Genomic DNA, 20,713 nt, shown 5'->3' with positions numbered 1-20,713 from the left:
CGGCCTGAGGTGCTGTTGAGCTGAGACATCAGCTCGCGGTGAGCGGCCCGAGTGCTCGGTTGCACAGCACGGGCCAGAACGGGAGATCGCCGTGCCTCGTGGCTCAGCTCGGAACGTGGAACGGCCTTCGGCGAGGGACCACACACTCGGAGTGCGCTCAGCCAGGCAGTTTCGCTGCGTAGATCCAATCGAAGCCGTCGTATCCGGGGCCGTCGAGATGTTCTGCCCGCATCAGGCCGGCACGTACCGCCACGCGCTGCGAGGCAGCGTTTGCCGGCCGGACTCGGGCGATCAGCGGGAGGTCGGTAACGTGGCGCGATACCCAGTCGGTGACTGCGATCGCCGCCTCGCTGGCGAAGCCCTGACCCCATGATGAAGTGGCGAAACGGTAGAAGAGGTTGAGAACTTTCATGCCGTTCAGCTCCATGGGCTTGACCCCGCAGAACCCCAGTTGCACGGCAGAGTCGTGGCGTCGGACAACCCAGTACCCGTATCCGCAGCTCTGCCATTGGTTGTTCCAGCGCTGATAGAGCTCCTGGGCCTCTTCGGGCCCGGCGAGGGCGTCGGAGGGATTATGCAGGCAGGTTGCGGGGTCACTGTGGATCGCGAAGATCGCATCGATGTCGGCTTCGGTCGGACGCCGCAGTGACAGTCGGGCGGTCGACAGCTCTTCGCCCGCCAGGCTCCATTCGCTCATACGAAGATCGTAGAGCCATGTAGATGGCGGCGATGTGGAGTCAGGCGAGGTGAGAGTGGCGGACTCACTCCAGGCCTCAGCCGTTCACCACACCCGCCAGGAAGCACGGTGGGTGAGCCGTGGGTGGACCCGGTCCCACACCTGAGTGACGGCCTTGCCGTGGTTCGCGGTGGCGGTGCGGGTGGTGACCGCGGGCTCGGGCCAGGTCTCCGGCGCGGCGAAGCGGAACTCCGGCCCGTGCTTGGGCGGCCGGCCGTTCGTCCCGGGCAGCCGCGGCGGCTTCGGCAGACGCACCACGCGGTCGCCGCGGACGCGCCCGACCAGCTCGGCCGGGAGGTCGCGCAGGACCCGGGCCAGGCGGGTGACGTCATAGCCGGCGTCGGTCACGATGAGGATGTCCGGCTCGCAGGGCTGCCACTGGCCCGTGGTAATGAGCCGGTCGACGGCATCTCGGAGCTGGGAAGCGGTGACCGCGGTGGCATCGTCGGCCGGGCCGAGCCGAACAGCGTCCAGGATCTGCGCCCAGGGCGTGGCGCCCGTCTCCAGCACCGCGACGAACGAGTACGGTCGGCCGGGGATGAACTGCGAGGCCGTCTTCGCCCGGCCGTAGACGTGGCAGAACAGCCGCTCCGGCGAGCACGGCGCGTCCGACCGCAGCCACGGTGGGACGTCCACCGCCAGGACCGAACGGCCGTCGGGGACGGCAGCTTCGCGGCGTGGTGAGCGTCCGCCCGCTCCTGTGAGGCGACGCCCCCCATACCCGAGCGTCCCGACCGGCCCCGTTGAGGGTTGACGCCCCAACACCCCAACCGGCAGCTGTCCCCGGGAGCGGGAGCGGGAGCGGGAGCGGGAGCGGGACCGGGCTCCGGACGAACCAGTGGGCCAGGCCGGAAGCGGGCGGTGCTGCGACCACCGGTCGCAAGGGCCGGACGAGACGTGAGGGGGGTGGGGTCGTAGGAGGGGGGTGTCCGGAAGTAAAGCGTCGCAACTCGCGCGAAGCGCGGTGAGGAAAGCCATTCCGGGCACCCCCCTCCGGAGGCCCCGCCACCCGCACCCCCACCGGCGCCGGCCGGGCCGGCCTCAAGGACGTCGCACCCGCGGACCGGGCCCGACGCGAGCCCCGAGACCGCCACACCCGCGGACCCGGCCCGACGCGAGCCCCCCGAGACCGCCACACCACGGACCGGGCCACCCCCGGCCGCGGACCCGCCCCACCCGGCCCGGCAGTCGCGCCGGAGATCGCCGGCCCGCGCGACGCCGCGCCCAAGCACCCGGCCACGCCCGAGATCGCCGCGCCCAAGCACCCGGCCACGCCCGAGATCGCCGCGCCCTACGTGACGCCGCACAGCGAACCGTCACGTTCCGTAAAGGAGGCGTCACCCACCGCACCACCGACCCGGCCCCGCTCATCAGAGGTTGGCTCCGCTCAAGGTCTTGACGGGATAAGGCCCAAAAGGTTGAGCTTAGGGTTCATAAGTTGGAGAGACGTCGGGGTCGCGCTGCGCGCCCCCGGCCGGGGGCGGCCGTCGCGCCGCCCACCGGGGGCAGGAGTGGATGAGTCAATGGAGACTCCGGGATCGCAGACATCTCTGCACCGGGCCAACCTCGAGCGCGTCGTGCGTGCCGTACGCATGGCGGGCTCGCTGACGCAGGCGGAGATCGCGAGGAGCACCGGCCTCTCCGCGGCCACCGTCTCCAACATCGTCCGTGAGCTCAAGGACGGCGGCACGGTAGAGGTGACGCCGACCTCGGCCGGTGGCCGCAGGGCCCGCAGCGTCTCGCTCAGCGGCGACGCCGGCATCGTGATCGGCGTGGACTTCGGCCATACGCACCTGCGCGTGGCGATCGGCAACCTCGCGCACCAGGTGCTGGCGGAGGAGGCCGAGCCGCTCGATGTGGACGCGTCGTCCGCGGAGGGCTTCGGCAGGGCGGAGGCGCTGGTCAACCGGCTGGTGGAGGCCACCGGGATCGGTCTCGGCAAGGTGATCGGTGTGGGGCTCGGCGTGCCGGGCCCCATCGACGTGGAGTCGGGCACGCTGGGTTCGACGGCGATCCTGCCGGGATGGACCGGCATCAATCCGAGTGAGGAGCTCTCGGCCCGGCTGGGCGTGCCCGTGTACGTCGACAACGACGCCAACCTGGGCGCGCTCGGCGAGATGGTGTGGGGCAGCGGCCGGGGCGTGAAGGACCTCGCGTACATCAAGGTCGCGAGCGGTGTCGGCGCGGGCCTGGTGATAGACGGCCAGATCTACCGGGGTCCGGGCGGTACCGCCGGCGAGATCGGGCACATCACGCTGGACGAGTCGGGCCCGGTGTGCCGTTGCGGCAACCGCGGCTGCCTGGAGACGTTCACGGCGGCCAGGTACGTGCTGCCGTTGCTCCAGTCGAGTCACGGGGCCGAACTGACCATGGAGCGCGTCGTGCAGCTGGCGCGCGACGGCGACCCCGGCTGCCGCCGGGTGGTGGCGGACGTGGGGCGCCACATCGGCAGTGGTGTCGCCAACCTGTGCAACCTCCTCAATCCGAGCCGGGTGGTGCTCGGAGGGGATTTGGCGGAGGCTGGAGAGTTGGTACTGGGACCCATTCGCGAGTCCGTCTCCCGTTACGCCATTCCCAGTGCGGCGAGGCAGCTTTCCGTGGCTCCCGGTGCCCTGGGCGGGCGTGCCGAAGTGCTGGGCGCGCTGGCCCTCGTGCTCAGCGAAATGGGTGATTCGACCCTTCTGGACAGTGCGTTGCCGGTCGGGGCGCCCGCCTTCACTTAGATAACGAATGGCACCGTTGTCATCTCGTTAAGGATTTACTCCTTGACGCTGGCGGCGGGGCCGAGTTGACTTCCAGCCACCTCGGCCGCAGCGACGCGGCCTCGTCAGGGAGGTTTCTCATCGTGAACGCACATCTGCGTCGTGCTGCTGTTGCTGTCGCCGCTTCCGCGATGGCCGTATCGCTCGCGGCCTGCGGCCAGGCCGGAGACTCGGGCGAGAGCGCCGAAGAGTCGGCCGCCAAGAAGGGCGACAACATCACGATCGGTCTGCTCCTTCCGGAGAACCAGACCGCTCGTTACGAGAAGTTCGACAAGCCGCTGATCGAGAAGAAGATCAGCGAGCTGACGAACGGCAAGGCGAAGGTCGTCTACGCCAACGCCAAGCAGGACGCCACGCTGCAGACGCAGCAGGTGGACACCATGATCACCAACAAGGTCGACGCCCTCATCGTGGACGCGGTCGACTCCAAGGCCATCGCCGGCGGTGTGAAGAAGGCCAAGGACGCCGGTATCCCCGTCGTCGCCTTCGACCGTCTCGCCGAGGGCCCGATCGACGCCTACACCTCCTTCGACAACGAAGAGGTCGGCAAGGTCCAGGGCAAGGCCCTCGTGGAGGCCCTCGGCGACAAGGCCAAGGACGGCCAGATCGTCATGATGAACGGCTCGGTCACCGACCCGAACGCCGCGCTGTTCAAGAAGGGTGCGCACTCCGAGCTCGACGGCAAGGTGAACGTCGGCAAGGAGTACGACACCAAGGAGTGGAAGCCGGAGAACGCCAACGCCAACATGGAGGCCGCGATCTCGGCCCTCGGCAAGGACAAGATCATCGGCGTCTACTCCGCGAACGACGGCATGGCGGGCGGCATCATCACCGCCCTCAAGTCGGCCGGCTTCACCAAGCTCCCGCCGGTCACCGGCCAGGACGCCGAGCTTGCCGGTGTCCAGCGCATCGTCGCCGGTGAGCAGTTCATGAGCGTCTACAAGCCGTACGCGCCGGAGGCCTCCGCCGCCGCCGAGATGGCCGTGGCGCTCGCCAAGGGCGAGTCGCTCGACGCGATCGCCAAGGAGAAGGTCGACAGCCCCTCCCAGAAGGCCATCCCGTCGGTCCTCGTCCCGGTGGTGTCGCTGACCAAGGACAACATCAAGGACACCGTCGTGAAGGACGGCGTCTACACGGTGAACGAGATCTGCACCCCGAAGTTCAAGGCCGCGTGTGACCAGCTGGGCCTGAAGTAAGGCCGCACGCCGGAGCCCGGTCCCCCCGGTGCTCCGGCCTCTGCCCGGGCGCCCGCGCCCGCAGAAACCTTCCGGTGCCCCGCCCCGCCATCAGCCCCCGCTGCCGGTCGGGGCACCGGTCGGAACACTCGCTGCATTTCCAGTCTGCTCAACCTCCGCGCCGCATTTCCCCCGGCGCGGCATCCCCGCCGGTCAGGCGGCGAAGGAGATGGTTCACGTGTCCGCTACGCCCGTGTTGGCGTTGCGCGGGGTCTCCAAGCGGTTCGGTGCCGTCCAGGCGCTCACCGACGTAGAGCTTGAGGTCCACGCCGGTGAGGTGGTCGCCCTGGTCGGCGACAACGGCGCCGGAAAGTCCACGCTGGTCAAGACGATCGCCGGTGTGCACCCCATCGATGAAGGCGCCATCGAGTGGGAGGGCAAGCGGGTCTCCATCAACCGTCCGCACGACGCCCAGAACCTCGGCATCGCGACCGTCTACCAGGACCTCGCGCTGTGCGACAACATCGACGTCGTCGGCAACCTCTACCTCGGCCGGGAGCTGCGCAAGCGCGGCGTGCTCGACGAGGTCGAGATGGAGCGACGCGCCCTCGAACTGCTGAAGACGCTGTCGATCCGTATCCCCAGCGTCCGTATCCCGATCGCCTCGCTCTCCGGCGGTCAGCGCCAGACCGTGGCCATCGCCCGTTCGATGCTCGGCGAGCCCAAGCTCGTCATCCTCGACGAGCCCACCGCCGCTCTCGGTGTCGAGCAGACCGCACAGGTGCTCGACCTCGTGGAGCGGCTGCGGGAGCGCGGCCACGCCGTCGTTCTCATCAGCCACAACATGGCCGACGTCAAGGCGGTCGCCGACAAGGTCGCCGTGCTCCGGCTGGGCAGGAACAACGGTGTCTTCGAGGTCAAGTCGACCTCGCAGGAAGAGATCATCTCCGCCATCACCGGTGCCACGGACAACGCCGTGACCCGCCGTGCGGCGCGCAACGCGGAGGTTACGAAGTGACCACGGAAAAGACCCCCACGGCCACCGGCACGAAGGTGGTCAACCCGGACGCGGCGCATGACGCGCTGACCGCGGTCGACCCTCGTCTGCTGGTGCGTGAGCAGGGGCTCAAGGGCTACTTCTCCGAGTTCAAGCGCAAGGTGCACGCCGGCGACCTCGGGTCGATCCCGGTCGTCATCGGTCTGATCGTCATCGCGGTGATCTTCCAGACCATGAACTCGCAGTTCCTCTCGGCGGAGAACCTGAGCAACATCGCCGTCACGATGGTCGCCACCGGCATGATGGCCGTCGGCATCATCTTCGTGCTGCTGCTCGGTGAGATCGACCTGTCGGTCGGCTCCGTCAGCGGCGTCTCCGGCGCGATCGTCGCCGTGCTGAGCGTGACGCACGGGATGAACGAATGGCTGGCGGTGGTCGTCGCCCTGGCCAGCGGTGCCGCCATCGGCGCCGTGCACGGCTTCTTCTTCGCCAAGATCGGCGCCCCGGCGTTCGCCGTGACGCTGGCCGGCCTGCTGTTCTGGCTCGGCTTCATGCTGCAGCTGCTCGGTGAGAACGGCACGATCAACCTGGACGGCGAGGGTGTCGTCGGACAGCTGACCACGTACTACTTCTCCGACATCGCGGCCGCCTACGGGCTCGCCGCCGTCGCCGTGGTCGGCTTCTTCCTGTCGTCCTTCTTCGACAACCGCCGCCGCGCCGCGGCCGGCGTCCCGTCCCGGCCGCTCTCGGACATCATCATGCGCACGGTGATCCTCGCGGTCATCGCGTTCGCCGCGGCCGCCATGTTCAACCAGTACAAGGGCCTGCCCCTGGCGCTGGTGCTGTTCCTGGCCGTCCTCGTGATCACGGACTTCGTGCTCCGCCGTACCGCCTACGGCCGCAAGATCTTCGCGCTCGGCGGCAGCGTCGAGGCCTCGCGCCGTGCCGGTATCAACGTCACCGCGGTGCGCATCTCGGTCTTCGCCCTGGCCGGGCTGTTCGCGGCCGTCGGCGGTCTGTTCTGGGCCTCCAAGATCGCGGCGGCCAACCAGAGCGCCGGCGCCGGCGACCTGCTGATGAACGTCATCGCCGCGGCCGTCATCGGCGGCACCAGCCTCTTCGGTGGCCGGGGCCGCACCTGGAACGCCCTGCTGGGCGTCATGGTCATCGTCTCGATCCAGTACGGACTCGCCCTGGAGGGCATCGCGACGCCGATCCAGTACATGATCACCGGTGGTGTCCTGCTGGCGACGGTCGTGATCGACTCCGTCACCCGTAAGACGCAGAAGACCGCAGGTCGCGCCTAGTACGACCGCACAGTGCCCGGTGCCGCGCAGCGGTGCCGGGCACTGCTGTGTCACGTCATAGACGTGACACAGAACCCACCGCCCGATGACCGGGCGCGTGCACGGAACATTAGACTCGGGCAATCGGCAAGGTCGATCAGCCCAGAGTCGATCGGCTCGGATGCAGCTCGAATGCAAGGAGGCACGGGTGGCACTGCTTTCCCGTATCAGGGGACCGCGCGACCTGGACCGGCTCGGCCCGGAGCAGTTGGAGCAGCTGGCCGCAGAGATCCGCACCTTCCTGGTGGACGCCGTCTCCAAGACCGGTGGGCACCTCGGACCCAACCTGGGCGTGGTCGAGCTGACCATCGCCCTCCACCGTGTCTTCGAGTCCCCCAAGGACAAGGTCCTCTGGGACACCGGGCACCAGAGCTACGTCCACAAGCTGCTGACCGGCCGCCAGGACTTCTCCAGGCTCAAGATGAAGGGCGGGCTGTCCGGCTACCCCTCGCAGGGCGAGTCCGAGCACGACGTCATCGAGAATTCGCACGCCTCCACCGTGCTCGGCTGGGCCGACGGCCTCGCCAAGGCCAACGAGGTCCTGAAGAAGGACGACCACGTGGTGGCCGTCATCGGCGACGGCGCCCTCACGGGCGGCATGGCCTGGGAGGCGCTGAACAACATCGCCGCCGCCAAGGACCGCCCGCTGGTCATCGTCGTCAACGACAACGAGCGCTCGTACGCGCCGACCATCGGCGGCCTCGCCAACCACCTGGCCACCCTGCGCACCACCGACGGTTACGAGCGCTTCCTCGCCCGCGGCAAGGACCTCCTCGAGCGCACCCCCGTCGTCGGCAAGCCGCTGTACGGCACGCTGCACGGCGCGAAGAAGGGCCTGAAGGACTTCATCGCCCCGCAGGGCATGTTCGAGGACCTCGGCCTCAAGTACGTCGGCCCCATCGACGGCCACGACATCGAGGCGCTCGAGTCGGCCCTCGCCCGCGCCAAGCGCTTCGGCGGCCCCGTCATCGTCCACTGCCTCACCGAGAAGGGCCGCGGCTACCAGCCCGCCCTGGCGGACGAGGCGGACCGCTTCCACGCCGTCGGCAAGATCCACCCCGACACGGGACTGCCCATCTCGAGCTCCGGCCTCGACTGGACCTCGGTGTTCGGCGAGGAGATGGTCAAGCTCGGCAAGGAGCGCGAGGACATCGTCGCCATCACGGCCGCGATGCTCCAGCCCGTCGGCCTCGACCGGTTCGCCAAGGCGTTCCCCGAGCGGGTCTACGACGTCGGCATCGCCGAGCAGCACGGCGCGGTCTCGGCCGCGGGCCTGGCGACCGGCGGCCTGCACCCCGTCTTCGCCGTCTACGCCACCTTCCTCAACCGCGCCTTCGACCAGGTCCTGATGGACGTCGCCCTGCACAAGTGCGGTGTGACCTTCGTACTGGACCGGGCCGGCGTCACCGGCACCGACGGCGCCTCGCACAACGGCATGTGGGACATGTCGATCCTTCAGGTCGTCCCGGGCCTGCGGATCGCCGCCCCGCGCGACGCCGACCAGGTCCGCGCCCAGCTGCGCGAGGCCGTCGAGGTCGACGACGCGCCGACCGTGGTCCGCTTCTCCAAGGGCGCGGTCGGGCCGGCCGTCAAGGCAGTGGGCAAGGCCGGCGGCATGGACGTGCTGCGCCGGCCGGAGGCGGAACGGCCCGACGTCCTGCTGGTCTCCGTCGGCGCCCTCGCCCCGATGTGCCTGGAGATCGCCGACCTGCTCGACGCCCAGGGCATCTCGACCACCGTCGTCGACCCCCGTTGGGTCAAGCCCGTCGACGAGGCGCTCGCACCGCTCGCGGAGCAGCACCGGGTCGTCGTCACCGTCGAGGACAACAGCAGGGTCGGCGGCGTCGGATCGGCGATCGCCCAGGCGCTGCGCGACGCGGGCGTGGACGTGCCGCTGCGCGACTTCGGCATCCCGCCCCGTTTCCTCGACCACGCCTCCCGCAAGGAGGTCATGGCGGAGATCGGCCTGACCGCACCGGACATCGCCCGTCAGGTCACGGGTCTGGTCTCCAAGCTCGACGGCCGCATCGACAGTGAGGCGGTCGAGCCCGCCCGCGACTGAGGCGCCTCGCACGATGCAGTCGATCCGTGGACGAATGGCACGGATCGTGTGCACGACGTTCCGGCCCCGGGCCGGAGGGTAACCCTGAAAGGGTGGTCCCTTCGGCCCATTCGGTCGAACTCCACCTGTTCCGGCTCTCCGTGGACCACGCACCGTCCCGATCATGGCGAGGACGACAAGTGTGGAGGTGCAGGGGTGAGCACAGATACTGACCCGTCCGGCGGCAGGCGAGGTGTCTTCAGAACCAAGCCCGTCGAGCAGTCGATCCGGGACACCGAAGAGCCGGAGCACGCACTCAAGAAGTCCCTCTCCGCCGTGGACCTCACGGTGTTCGGCGTGGGTGTCATCATCGGCACCGGCATCTTCGTCCTCACCGGCACCGTCGCCAAGAACAACGCCGGCCCCGCGACCGCACTCGCCTTCGTCGCCTCCGGCATCGTCTGTGCCCTTGCCGCACTGTGCTACGCCGAGTTCGCCTCCACCGTCCCGGTGGCCGGCTCCGCCTACACCTTCGCGTACGCCTCGCTCGGCGAACTGCCCGCCTGGATCATCGGCTGGGACCTGGTGCTGGAGTTCGCGCTCGGCACGGCGGTGGTCGCGGTCGGCTGGTCGGGTTACGTGCGTTCGCTGATGGACAACGTGGGGTGGAACCTACCCGCCGGCCTGCAGGGCCCTGATGTGGAGGGCGGCACGTTCGACCTGCTGGCCTTCATCCTCATCCTGGTGCTGACGGCGATCCTCGTCGTCGGTATGAAGCTCTCCGCACGCATCACCGCCGTGGTCGTGGCCATCAAGGTCGGCGTGGTCCTGATCGTCATCGTCGCGGGCCTGTTTTTCGTCAAGGCCGCCAACTACGACCCCTTCATCCCCGAGAAGCAGGGCCAGATCGAGGGCAGCGGCTGGGACGCGCCGCTGGTGCAGCTGCTGTTCGGCTACGAGCCCACGAACTTCGGCGTCATGGGCATCTTCACCGCCGCGTCGATCGTCTTCTTCGCCTTCATCGGTTTCGACGTGGTGGCCACGGCGGCCGAGGAGACCAAGCTGCCGCAGCGCGACATGCCGCGCGGCATCCTGGGGTCGCTGCTCATCTGCACCGTGCTCTACGTCGCCGTGTCCCTCGTGGTGACCGGCATGCAGCACTACACCGAGCTGTCGATCAGCGCGCCGCTCGCCGACGCCTTCAAGGCGACCGGCCATCCGTTCTTCGCGGGCGTCATCAGCTTCGGCGCGGCGGTCGGCCTGACGACGGTGTGCATGATCCTGCTGCTGGGGCAGACCCGGGTGTTCTTCGCCATGAGCCGCGACGGCCTGCTGCCGCGGTTCTTCTCCAAGACCCACCCGCGGTTCCGCACCCCGTACCGCCCGACGATCCTCCTCGGTGTCATCATCGCGATCGTCGCCGGCTTCACCAGCATCAACGAGCTGGCCACCCTGGTGAACATCGGCACGCTCTTCGCGTTCGTCGTCGTCGCACTCGGCGTGATCATCCTGCGTCGTACCCGGCCCGACCTGCACCGTGCGTTCCGTACTCCGCTGGTGCCCCTCGTCCCGATCCTGTCGGTCGCGGCCTCGGTGTGGCTCATGCTCAACCTGCCGGGCGAGACGTGGTTCCGGTTCGCCGTCTGGATGGCGATCGGCTTCGTCGTGTACGCCCTGTACGGCCGCCGGAACAGCCGTCTCGGCCGCGGCGACACCACGGTCGGGCGGTAGCGGCCGGCCGTCAGTCGCCGGACCGGCCGGTCTCCGCACGGCGCACGGCACGCGGGCCCACGCACCGCGCGCCGTGCGCCTCGACCCTTCGCCGCAGCTCGCGGTCGGCCGTGACGACCACGCAGGTCCGGCCGGCCGCCGCCCGCACCCTCTCCACGATCAGGTCGTCGCCGCTCCCTGGTGCCGGCTCCACCATGACGCCGGGCACGGACCCGACGCCCCGGGCCGCCCCCTCCACGACGAGCAGCACCTCCACGGGCCCGGGTTCCCCGGCGATCCCCTCCGGCGCCGTGGCGGCCAGCCGGTCCCGCAGCCGCTCCGCCGCGCCGAAGCGGTCGCGCCACCACCCGTCGGGGACGGAGCCGACGACGTTGGCGCCGTCCACGATCAGAAGCAGGGGAAGCTCGTTCATGGCACCAGGGTCGCAGGGTGCACCGGGGCCGCGGCGTTCACGGCCCGGTGGTGGTGCCAGAATTGACCGGCCGGTGAGGTGACTTGCCGGCTCCTTCGACCCGTTCCGACGCACTGGACCTCCCATGCCAACTGAGCGTGCGACCACGCTTCGAGACCGAGACCGGGCACATGAGACACGGCTGTCGGGCCGATGGCTGACCCGTGGCACGGACGGTCTCCTCACCGCGTACGCGCCGGCGGACGGCGCGGTGCTGCGCCGGACGGAGACGCCGTCCGGTTGGCGCGGGCCGGATCGGCTCGACGCACCCCGACTGATGCCGGTGCTCACCGTCGCCCAGGGAGCGGACGGTTACGTCCATCTCATCGGCCTGCGCCGGACCGGCACCGACGCCGAGGGGCAGGAGGAACTGGAGCTGGTGCACGCGGTGCAGTTCCAGACCGGTCGCCCCCTGCTCGGCTGGCACGCGCTCGGTCACCCCAACAAGGTCCGCCGGTGGACCGGCGATCCGGTGGCCGCGGTCGACGGCGAGGGCCGGGTCTGTGTGTTCCTGCGCAACGGCGGCAACGGCGTGAGCTGCCGGGTCCAGGGGATCCGCGGCGGCTGGGGCGGCTGGCAGGACCTGGGCGGACGCGGGACCGGGGACACCCTGGCGGTCGCCACCGACGGGGATGGACTGGTGGAACTCTTCGTACCGGGACGCAAGCAGATCACCCGGTTCACCCAGGAGAAGCCGGGTGCGGCCTTCGCCCCGGCGGACCGGCTGGACGTCCAGGCGGCGCCGGGGGGAGCCTTCGCCGCGCTCGCCACGGCCTCCGGGACCGTCTCGCTCTTCTACACCGATGACGACGGGGTGATCCAGGTCTGGGCACCCGGCCGGCTGCCGGAGCCCCGCCCGCTGATGGACGCCGCGGGGCCCGGGCCGCTGGTGGTTTCGCGACTGGTCATCGACGGCCACGACTGCACGGTCCTCGCCCAGGAGGCGGACCAGGGGCAGGTGGCGTTCGCCGCGTACCCCACCGAGGACGAGTCGGCGGGCGGCTGGTGGACCCGCACGACCACCGGCGCCGGCCACCTGTCGCTGGCTCTGCGGGAGCACGGCGGGCACGGTCTGGTCGCGATGGCCCTGGCGCCGGACGGCAGCCCGATCGTCAGCAGGCAGAAGACCGAAGAGGGCGGGTTCGCCCTGGGGAGCTGGAAGCCCCTGCGGTGAGGCCGCCGGGGGCGGGCCCGAAGTCCTCGCGATCGTTGACCGGAGGGGCCGGGCGGCCGGAGGGCCGGGCCTGAGCGGGGACGCGGAAGCCACGGCGTGCGCGAGGCGCGGTCGCCGTGGCTTCCTCGGCCGGCGGTCCGTCAGCCGCCCGTCGCGGGCGACTTCTTCGCGGATTCCGGGATCTCGGAGTCCTCGCGGATCGCCTTCCACAGCTCGGTCGCCTGGGGTTCGGCGGCCACGACCCGGTTCGGGTCCACCTTGTCGTAGGCGACGGGCAGCATGATCGTCTCCATCGAGGCGGGGTCGACGCCGTCCATGCTGCGGGCGAACTCGGCGAGTTTCGTGAGGGAGTCGAGCCCGGAGTCGGTCGTCAGCGACTGGGTCAGCGAGTCGGCGATCTTGAACGACTTGGCGGGACTGCCCAGCAGGTCCTGCGACTTCACCTCGCTGAGCAGCGCCATCATGAACTGCTGCTGGAGGCCGATGCGGCCGAGATCGCTGCCGTCGCCGATGCCGTGCCGGGTCCTGACGAACGCCAGGGACTGCGTGCCGTCGAGCTTGTGGGATCCGGCCGTGAGGTCGAGGCCGGACTCCTCGTCGTGGATCGGTTCCTTCACGTCGACGGTCACGCCGCCTATCGCGTCGACCAGTTCCTTGAACCCGGAGAAGTCGATCTCCATGTAGTGGTCGATCCGGACACCGGACATCTTCTCCACGGTGCTGATCACACACGCGGGACCGGCGCTGGTGTAGACGGAGTTGAACATCACCCGCTCCGCGGCAGGGAGCTTGGAGCCGTCCTTCTTGGTGCACTCGGGCCGGCTCACCAGGGTGTCGCGCGGGATGCTCACGGCGACGGCCTGCTGCCGGCCCTCGGGTATGTGGACCACCATCGCCGTGTCGGAGCGCGCGGTGCCGCCCACGTCGCCGCCCGCCAGGCCCTTGTTGTCGCCCGAGCGTGAGTCGGAGCCGAGCACGAGGATGTCCCGGGCGCCGGTGGCGAGCTTCTCCGGCCGTTCGCCGTTGACGGCGTCGTCGATGTCGATCGACTCGATGTTGCCGTCGAGGCGGCTGTACAGCCAGTAGCCGGTGCCGGCCGCCGCGAGGACGAGTACCAGCAGTGTCCCTAGAACGATGCGGAGCACGGGTCGCTTCCGGGTCCGGCCCCGTTTCCTGCGGCCACCTTCGTCAGTCATGGTCGTCCAACCTTCGTGCTGAGCCCGTCCGGGCATGTGTCATCGCGTCGCCGTGATGGCCGTTCATGGGGGAGGCTGCTGTCGCGAAGGCGCACGATCGGGCCGGTGGGGACGGCTTTCGGTTTCCGAAGTGCGTACCCCGAGCAGGGCAGCGGCGGAAGTGATCGTACAGTGAACACACTATGGTGATCCAACGATCAACGGGTGAATGAACCCGACCGGTCCTTTTCTACGCACTGGATTGAGATGGCTACTGCACGCACCCGCCCGTCCCGCGAGGACGGCACGCTCGGTGCCTCCCTTCTGACGGGTTCGTGGCTGACCTGCGGAAAAGAAGGGCTTTTCAGTGCCTACGCACCCGTCGAGGGTGCGGTGCTGCGCTGGACCGAAGGCCGCTCGGGGTGGTCGGAGCCGGACCGGCTGGCCCATGACGGGCTCACCGCCGACCTGACGGTCGCTCAAGGCGTGGACCGATATGTCCATCTCGTAGGCATTCGTCGTACCGGCTCGGGCGACGAGGTGGAGTTGACGCACGCCGTGCAGTTCCAGACCGGACGGCCGGTGCTGGGGTGGACGTCGCTGGGGCATCCGAACAGGACCGGTCCGTGGACGGGGCATCCCGCCGCGGCCGTAGACGCCGACGGCCGGCTCTGTGTCTTCGTGCGCAACGGCGGCGGCGGTGTGAGCTGCCGGGTGCAGAGCGCTCGGGGCTGGCGCGGCTGGCAGGACCTCGGGGGTGCGAGGACCGGCGATCTTCTGGCTGCGGCGACCGACGGCGCGGGCCGGGTGCAGCTCTTCGTGCCGGGAGCGCGCGCGATCCGGTGGTTCACGCAGGAGGAGGACGGCGGCAAGTTCGTCCTGAGCGGTCAGCTCGACGCCGTCGCGGCGCCGGGCGCGTTCACCGCCCTCGCGACCAGCTCCGGCTCCGTCTCGCTGTACTTCCTCGACGGCGGGGGAGTCGTCAACGTCTGGGCCCCGGGGCGTTCGCCCTACGCGCACCCGCTCGTGCAGGCCGTCGGCGCCGGGCCGCTGGTGGCGACCCGCGCCGTGATCGGCGGATACGACTGCACGGTCCTGGCCCAGGAGTCCGGTCCCGGGCGGGTCTCCTTCACGGCACATCCCACCGAGCAGGAATCGGCGGGCGCGTGGTGGTCGGAGACCGACACCGGCGCGCCGTCCGTGGTGCCGGCCGTGTGCACGGGAACCGACGGCCGCATGGTCGCTGCCGCCCTGGCGGATCGGCATCAGCTGTGGCTTACCCGACAGAAGGTGTCGGATGAAGGTTTTCTACTGGACAAATGGCGAAAGAAAATGTGAAGATCCTGCGCGTGATCGATCACTTCAAAGTGGGGTGATCGGTTTCTCTGTCGATCTTGGGTGTGCGTCTCATGGGGGGGCCGTGACGACCGCGCCGGGCCGCCAATCTGCAGCAGCGCCGCTGGCAGGGGCGCGGCGTGCCTCGTCTGGGATGGTGCGGTAGTTCAGTGGTCAGCCTCGATAACCCCGAGGCCAGTGCGCTTGTGTCGACTTATCGATCTCTCGTGCCGGTCCGTGCGCGTAGGAAGATTGTCCGGCGGGTCCCGCAGCCGCTGCGTAACGCCGTCATGGCCGCACTGGCGCTCGCCGACGCGGTGCGAACCGCCACGGTCGTCTGGATGCTCGGCGGGCGCCGCAAGCCGGCCCGCCACAGTGCCGCCGCGCTGCTCAAGGTCGTGAAGGTGGGCGGCAGGCACGCCCGTGCCACCCTTGTGCCCGGAGCGACCGCATGGGCCGCACGGGCGCGGAACCTGCACATCGTCGTCGCCGCCCTCGAGGCCGCGGACATCGACTACTTCTGCGTCCGCGGCGTGTCCGGCCCCCTTCCGTGCGTGGCCGTGCCCTCCGGTTCCAGGGGCGACGTGGAGGAAGTGCTGCGGCTGGTGTTCGGACGCAACCCCGGTTACGTCGGCACCAGCGCCGCCCGGATGCACCCGGGAGCCTCCGCGAAGACCTGGCGCCGGCTGACGTCAACGAAGGTCCTGCGCCTGGCCTGGTACGTGTGCGACCCGACCGGCGAACTCGTCTTCGGCGCGGAGTCCGGCTGTGACCTCGAGTTCTGGACGGAGTCCGACGGCCGGCTCGTCGCTCCGCGACCCAACCGCGTGGTGACCGAGGTGCCGGCGGCCCGGGAGACCGGATGGGCTCCGCAGACGCTGTTCAGCACCGTCCCGCCCGCCTACACGACCGGCTACGCCCGTACGCTCCCCGAGTTCGCGGCGCCGCTCCCCGAGGACCACCTCTTCCCGATCGACGTCGTCTACACCTGGGTCGACGGCGACGACCCGAAGTGGCGTGCCGTCAGGGACGCGGTGCGCGACGGGAAGACCGAGGCCGACGCGCCGCCCCTGCACGAGCAGGCCGCCAACGACTCCCGCTACACCAGCCGCGACGAACTCCTCTTCTCCCTTCGCGCCCTTCACCAGTACGCCCCGTGGGTGCGCCGGATCCACCTCGTCACCGCGGGCCAGGTGCCGAGGTGGCTGAACACCGACCACCCCGGACTGCGGGTCGTGGACCACCGTGAGATCTTCTCGGACCCGGACGCGCTGCCGACCTTCAACTCGCACGCGATCGAGAGCCAGCTGCACCACATACCGAACCTCGCCGAGCACTTCCTGTACCTGAACGACGACGTCTTCTTCGGCCGTCCCGTCCGGCCCGGGCAGTTCTTCCACCCCAACGGACTGACCAAGTTCTTCATGTCCAAGGCGCTGATCCCCTCGGGCAGCGCGGGCCCCGACGACCTGCCGGTGAACGCGGCCGGCAAGAACAGCCGAGGCTTGATCGCCCAGCAGTTCGGCACGGTCATCTCGCAGAAGATGAAGCACACCCCGCACGCCCTGCGGCGCAGCGTCCTCGACGAGATCGAGCAGGTCTACGCCCAGGCGCACCGGGTCACCCAGCACTCCCGCTTCCGCTCACCGCACGACGTGCCCATCGCCTCGTCGCTGCACCACTACTACGCGTACCACTCCGCCCGGGCGACCGTCGGCGACATCCGGTACGTCTACATCGACCTCGCGGACAAGCTCGCCCAGCGGCGTCTGAACTCGCTGCTCGCGAAGCGGGACTTCGACACGTTCTGCATCAACGACACCGTCGTGGCCGACGACCCCGATGCCCAGGCGCGCATGATCGACACGTTCCTGAACACGTACTTCCCCGTTCCCAGCCCGTACGAGCAGGCAGGCGCCGACGCGCTCGAGGCCCCGCGTACCGGCGGCCTGGGGCTGAGCGCATGAGCCGTGTCCGCAGACGCCTGGGCGCCGCGCGCCGTGGCGTCCGCGCCCGCTTCGGCGCCGTCCGCCTCAGGGTGATGACCCGCTTCTTCCTGCCCCGGCGGGAGAGCAGCACCGCCGTGCTGCGCTACGCGGCACTCCTCGACGGCCAGACGCTCAACCTCCACGCCGTGCTGCCGCCGTCCCTCGAGACGGCGGACAGCGCGGAGATCCTCGTCCGGCGCCGTGGCAGCCGCCACCGGGTGCCCGCGAGGGTGTACGAGAGCGGAGGCCGTCTGCTGATGGACGCGGCCGTCCTCTTCGGGGAGCAGGCCGGCGGACTGCCGGTCGGGCGCGGACGCTGGAAGCTGCGGCTGCGGGTCGCCGCCGGGAACAGATCGCGCCGGCTGCCCCTGCTGCTCCGTGAGCTTCCCGCTCCCACCGGCGGCCCGACCGGGGCGATGAGCGTCTCGCCGGTCACCGGCGACCGCTACCGCGTGGGCCGCACCGTGCGCGGCGACGCGCGGGTCGTGTGCAGCGAGGCCAGCCCGGCGGCCGAGGTCGCGAACGTCCACACGGCCCACTCCGGGGTGGAGTTGGACCTCTACCTCTACGGCGTGCGCGCCGACAGCCCGGTGGCCGAGTTCGTGGCCGCCGGACACAGCATCGAGCGGCCCCTGTTCGAGACGGTCCCGGGACTGTGGCGGGTCGAGGTGCCGCTGTCCGAGATGGTCCCCGACAGCGGTCGGCGCGTGCACTGGGACGTCATGGTGCACCCCGGGGGCCGCAGGCGTCCGCTGCGGCTGGCCAGGCGACTGCACGACGTGCGCGACCCCGGCAAGGTGTTCGGCATGCGCAAGGTCACGGTCGCTCCGCAGCGGGAGCGGCTGATGGTGGTCGAGCCCCGCTACACGCCGGCGGGCAACTTCCGGCTCACCTGCAGCCGTGAGGCAGAGGGCAAGTAGAGGGTTCTTTATGAAGATCGCGTTCCTGCTGGCGCGTGCGGATGTCATGAGCGATGCCGAACGCGCCGTGTTCCAGCATGCGTCCCTGCTCGCCGACCGCCATGAGGTCCGTGTCGTCAGCGTCTTCAAGGCGAGGCGCAGGCGTTTCGTCTCCCCGGACGAGCGGGTCGCCGTCCAGTTCCTCGTCGAGGCGGCGGACCCGGTCCACCAGGCCGTGCGCGGCTCGGGACCGGACGCCACGACCGGGGCGGCGCTGGCCGCCATGCCCAGCGAGATCGTCGAACGGCGCTGGGACGGCCTGTACCACCGGCTCGCCGACATCGAACTGGAGTACTTCCTCCAGGGCATCGACGCGGACGTCATCGTCCCCACCTCTCCGGCGCTGCTCGCCTACGTGGCCCGGTTCGCGCCCGCACGCGTGCTCACCGTCCACCATGAGCAGCGCGCCGTGGAGAGCGGGGGAGCGGAGCGGGAGCCCCTGGCCCTGTACGGCGCACGGTGCGACGCCCTCACCTTCTCCGGCGCGCGCTCGGAGCAGTGGTTCGCCGACACCTTCGGCCCCGGTGCGGCCAGGCTGACGCACCTGCCGCCGGGCCTGCCCGAGGGCTTCCGCCCGCGCTCCACCCTGGAGACGCGCATGGTGACCATGGCTTCCCGGCTGGAGAAGGGGTCGCGGACGGGCGACGTGCTCGCCGCCTGGGCCAAGGTCAGCGGCCTCCACCCCATGTGGACGCTGCGCATCCTCGGTGACGGGCCGTACGGCAGGGCCCTGCGGCAGCGCCGGGACCAGCTGGGTCTCCAGAGCAGTGTGCAGTTCATCGGCGAGGCGCCCCACCTGGCGGAGGAGTGGGCGAAGGCGAGCATCGCGGTGAGCATCGCCGACGAGGACGCCGTCGGTCTCTCCCTCATGGAGGCGCAGGCGGCGGGGGTCCCGGTCATCGCCTACGACGCGCCGGGCGTCACCCGCGACGTCGTGATGGAGGGCCAGACCGGCCTGCTGGTGACCCCGGGGGACGTCGAGGCCCTCGCGTCGGTCCTGACCGCGGTGATCGAGCAGCAGGAGATGCGCCATTCGATGGGCCGGTCGGCCGCCGCGTACGCCGCCAGGTTCCGGCCCACGGACGGGTGGGAGATGCTGCTCGCCGCGCTGCGGGCCGATCTGTCCTCCGGCCGCCGCGAGCTGATGAAGGCGGAGCGTGTGGCGGCGTACGCCCTGCACTGCGGAGTCGACGGCAAGGGGCGGCCGGCCGCCGCCGCGCCGCCGAGCACCCGGCACTCCCGCCGTCTCGCGAACGCGGAGCAGCGCGTCCTCCAGGGCGCGACGGGGCTCGTGCGGGACGGGGGACAGATCTGCCGGGTCACCGACGCCGAGACGCCGTTCGACGTGATGCAGGCCAACCTTGCCCTGGCCGCGAACGCCCTCGAACAGGGCGGAATCCCGTACTTCGTGACGCGTACGTCCAAGATCAGGCACAGCCTCGCCGTCTTCGTGGGACAGCGGGAGGCGGCGCTCAAGGCCCTCGCCGACAGCTGCCAGGGCCAGGCCGTGTACATGGCCCTGCTCAACGACTCCGACGCCGCCATGACGACGACGCTGGCCTCGATGGCCACCGAGCATGTGAACACGCCCTGCGCCGGCGTGCGGGTCTACCAGAACGTGGTCACCCCCGCGCGCACCCTGCGGCTGGGGGCGGCCTACGGGTGCACGATCTCCTTCTGGGAGGAGGACCCGGAGGAGCCCGACCACATCACCTCACCGCTGCGCACCCTGATCGGATCCCGGATCCCCAAGGAGGCGCTGACCCGGGTGCCCACGGTCCTTGGCGGGCGCAGGTATCCGACGATCACCCCGTTCGAGCAGACCCTGCACCACGACGTCGCCTTCCCCATCGACGCCGTCTACACCTGGGTCGACGGATCGGACGTCGACTGGCTGGAGCGGAAGAACGCGGTGCTCGCCGCGAAGGGCATGGACACGGAGGACGCCGCGGCCAGCGCCGCGCGCTTCCGCAACCGCGACGAACTGCGCTACTCCCTGCGGTCGCTGGACATGTACGCGCCGTGGATCCGCAACATCTACATCGTGACGGACCGACAGGTGCCGGCCTGGCTCGACCCCGCGCACCCGCGGGTAAGGGTGGTCGACCACACCGAGATCTTCGGCGACGACGGCGTGCTGCCCACGTACAACTCGCACGCCATCGAGAGCCGGATGCACCACATCGAGGATCTGTCCGAGCAGTTCCTGTATTTCAACGACGACGTCTTCGTGGCCAAGCCGATCCAGCCGAGCCTCTTCTTCCTCGGCAACGGGCAGTCGAAGCACTTCATGTCGTCGAACGCCATCCCCATGAACCCGGTCCGGCCGACCGACGAATACAGCCGCAGCGCGGCGAAGAACAACAGGGAGCTCGTCTCCTGGGCGTTCGGGCGTCTGCTGGTCAATTCGTTCATCCACGCGCCGCACCCGCTGCGGCGCAGCGTGATGTACGACCTCGAACGGACCTTCCCCGACCAGTTGCGGGCCACGGCCGCGAGCCAGCTGAGGGACCGCTCCGACGTGTCGGTCGCCTCCTCGCTGCACCACTACTTCGGCTACTACACCGAACGCAGCGTGCCGGGCAGCATCTCCAGCGGCTTCGTGAACGTCGGTATCAGCGAGCAGGTCAAGAAGCTCAACCACCTGCTCTCGGCGCGCTCCAACGACGTGTTCTGTCTGAACGACTTCCACGACGGCGACGTCTCGGAGGACGAGCAGGACGCGACGCTCGCCGCCTTCCTTCCCAGCTATTTCCCGATCGCCAGCCAGTTCGAGGCGGGATCGGCGCGCAACCGACTCTTCCATGCCGGCCACCTTCCCGGCTGGCCTCTGTAAGGAACAG

14 protein-coding genes and 1 pseudogene are annotated in these 20,713 nt (G+C 69.9%); 11 read left to right on the top strand and 4 right to left on the bottom strand.

The window, feature by feature from the left end:
* Positions 1-157: 157 nt before the first annotated feature.
* Positions 158-697, bottom strand: coding sequence for a GNAT family N-acetyltransferase (locus SPRI_RS08850; RefSeq protein WP_005310535.1), 540 nt, complete (start codon positions 695-697; stop codon positions 158-160).
* Positions 698-793: 96 nt separating this feature from the next.
* A pseudogene (locus tag SPRI_RS39730) lies at positions 794-1,432 on the bottom strand (transposase); the annotation flags it as partial.
* Positions 1,433-2,259: 827 nt separating this feature from the next.
* Here SPRI_RS39730 and SPRI_RS08840 point away from each other — a divergent pair.
* The 6 genes from SPRI_RS08840 to SPRI_RS08815 all read left to right on the top strand — a co-directional run bounded on the left by SPRI_RS08840 (position 2,260) and on the right by SPRI_RS08815 (position 10,788).
* Positions 2,260-3,459: an ROK family transcriptional regulator gene (locus SPRI_RS08840; RefSeq protein WP_005310532.1), complete on the top strand. Its 1,200-nt coding sequence runs from the start codon at positions 2,260-2,262 to the stop codon at positions 3,457-3,459.
* 122 nt (positions 3,460-3,581) lie between these two features.
* On the top strand, positions 3,582-4,694 hold the full coding sequence (locus SPRI_RS08835) for a substrate-binding domain-containing protein (RefSeq protein ID WP_037773503.1): 1,113 nt from the start codon (positions 3,582-3,584) through the stop codon (positions 4,692-4,694).
* A gap of 208 nt (positions 4,695-4,902) precedes the next feature.
* Positions 4,903-5,691, top strand: a complete 789-nt coding sequence (locus tag SPRI_RS08830) for an ATP-binding cassette domain-containing protein (RefSeq protein WP_005310530.1) — start codon at positions 4,903-4,905, stop codon at positions 5,689-5,691.
* Entirely contained in the window at positions 5,688-6,977 is a 1,290-nt protein-coding gene (locus tag SPRI_RS08825; protein WP_005310529.1) for a sugar ABC transporter permease, read from the top strand. Before SPRI_RS08830 ends, SPRI_RS08825 begins: the two co-directional genes overlap by 4 nt.
* Before the next feature lie 187 nt (positions 6,978-7,164).
* Positions 7,165-9,078 carry a 1-deoxy-D-xylulose-5-phosphate synthase gene (gene dxs / locus SPRI_RS08820; RefSeq protein ID WP_005310528.1) on the top strand — a complete coding sequence of 638 codons (1,914 nt, stop codon included), beginning with the start codon at positions 7,165-7,167 and terminating at the stop codon, positions 9,076-9,078.
* Between the two features lie 195 nt (positions 9,079-9,273).
* Positions 9,274-10,788, top strand: coding sequence for an amino acid permease (locus tag SPRI_RS08815; RefSeq protein WP_005310527.1), 1,515 nt, complete (start codon positions 9,274-9,276; stop codon positions 10,786-10,788).
* A 10-nt stretch (positions 10,789-10,798) separates the two neighbouring features.
* Here SPRI_RS08815 and SPRI_RS08810 read toward each other — a convergent pair whose 3' ends face one another.
* A complete protein-coding gene (locus SPRI_RS08810) occupies positions 10,799-11,200 on the bottom strand; it encodes a PIN domain-containing protein (RefSeq protein WP_053556831.1) in 402 nt (133 codons plus the stop codon).
* Between the two features lie 124 nt (positions 11,201-11,324).
* On the opposite strand from SPRI_RS08810, the gene SPRI_RS08805 reads away from it, so the two are divergent.
* The gene (locus SPRI_RS08805) at positions 11,325-12,413 is read left to right on the top strand and encodes a PLL family lectin (RefSeq protein WP_050791451.1); all 1,089 of its coding nucleotides are present in this window, start codon (positions 11,325-11,327) and stop codon (positions 12,411-12,413) included.
* A gap of 140 nt (positions 12,414-12,553) precedes the next feature.
* Here the strand turns inward: SPRI_RS08805 and SPRI_RS08800 are convergent, their stop codons facing one another.
* Positions 12,554-13,609, bottom strand: a complete 1,056-nt coding sequence (locus tag SPRI_RS08800; RefSeq protein WP_037773498.1) for an LCP family protein — start codon at positions 13,607-13,609, stop codon at positions 12,554-12,556.
* A 204-nt stretch (positions 13,610-13,813) separates the two neighbouring features.
* Between SPRI_RS08800 and SPRI_RS08795 the strand changes: the two genes are divergently transcribed.
* The 4 genes from SPRI_RS08795 (at position 13,814) to SPRI_RS08780 (ending at position 20,706) form a co-directional block, all read left to right on the top strand.
* Positions 13,814-14,926, top strand: a complete 1,113-nt coding sequence (locus tag SPRI_RS08795; protein WP_238996209.1) for a PLL family lectin — start codon at positions 13,814-13,816, stop codon at positions 14,924-14,926.
* A 167-nt stretch (positions 14,927-15,093) separates the two neighbouring features.
* On the top strand, positions 15,094-16,890 hold the full coding sequence (locus SPRI_RS08790) for a stealth family protein (protein ID WP_005310522.1): 1,797 nt from the start codon (positions 15,094-15,096) through the stop codon (positions 16,888-16,890).
* Positions 16,887-17,831, top strand: a complete 945-nt coding sequence (locus SPRI_RS08785; protein ID WP_005310521.1) for a hypothetical protein — start codon at positions 16,887-16,889, stop codon at positions 17,829-17,831. Before SPRI_RS08790 ends, SPRI_RS08785 begins: the two co-directional genes overlap by 4 nt.
* A gap of 10 nt (positions 17,832-17,841) precedes the next feature.
* Positions 17,842-20,706, top strand: a complete 2,865-nt coding sequence (locus tag SPRI_RS08780; protein ID WP_005310520.1) for a stealth conserved region 3 domain-containing protein — start codon at positions 17,842-17,844, stop codon at positions 20,704-20,706.
* Positions 20,707-20,713 lie beyond the last annotated feature (7 nt).

Source organism: Streptomyces pristinaespiralis (assembly GCF_001278075.1).
GTDB lineage: Bacteria > Actinomycetota > Actinomycetes > Streptomycetales > Streptomycetaceae > Streptomyces > Streptomyces pristinaespiralis.
The sequence above is the reverse complement of the archived record's forward strand: the minus strand, read 5'-3'. Positions and strand labels throughout refer to the sequence as shown.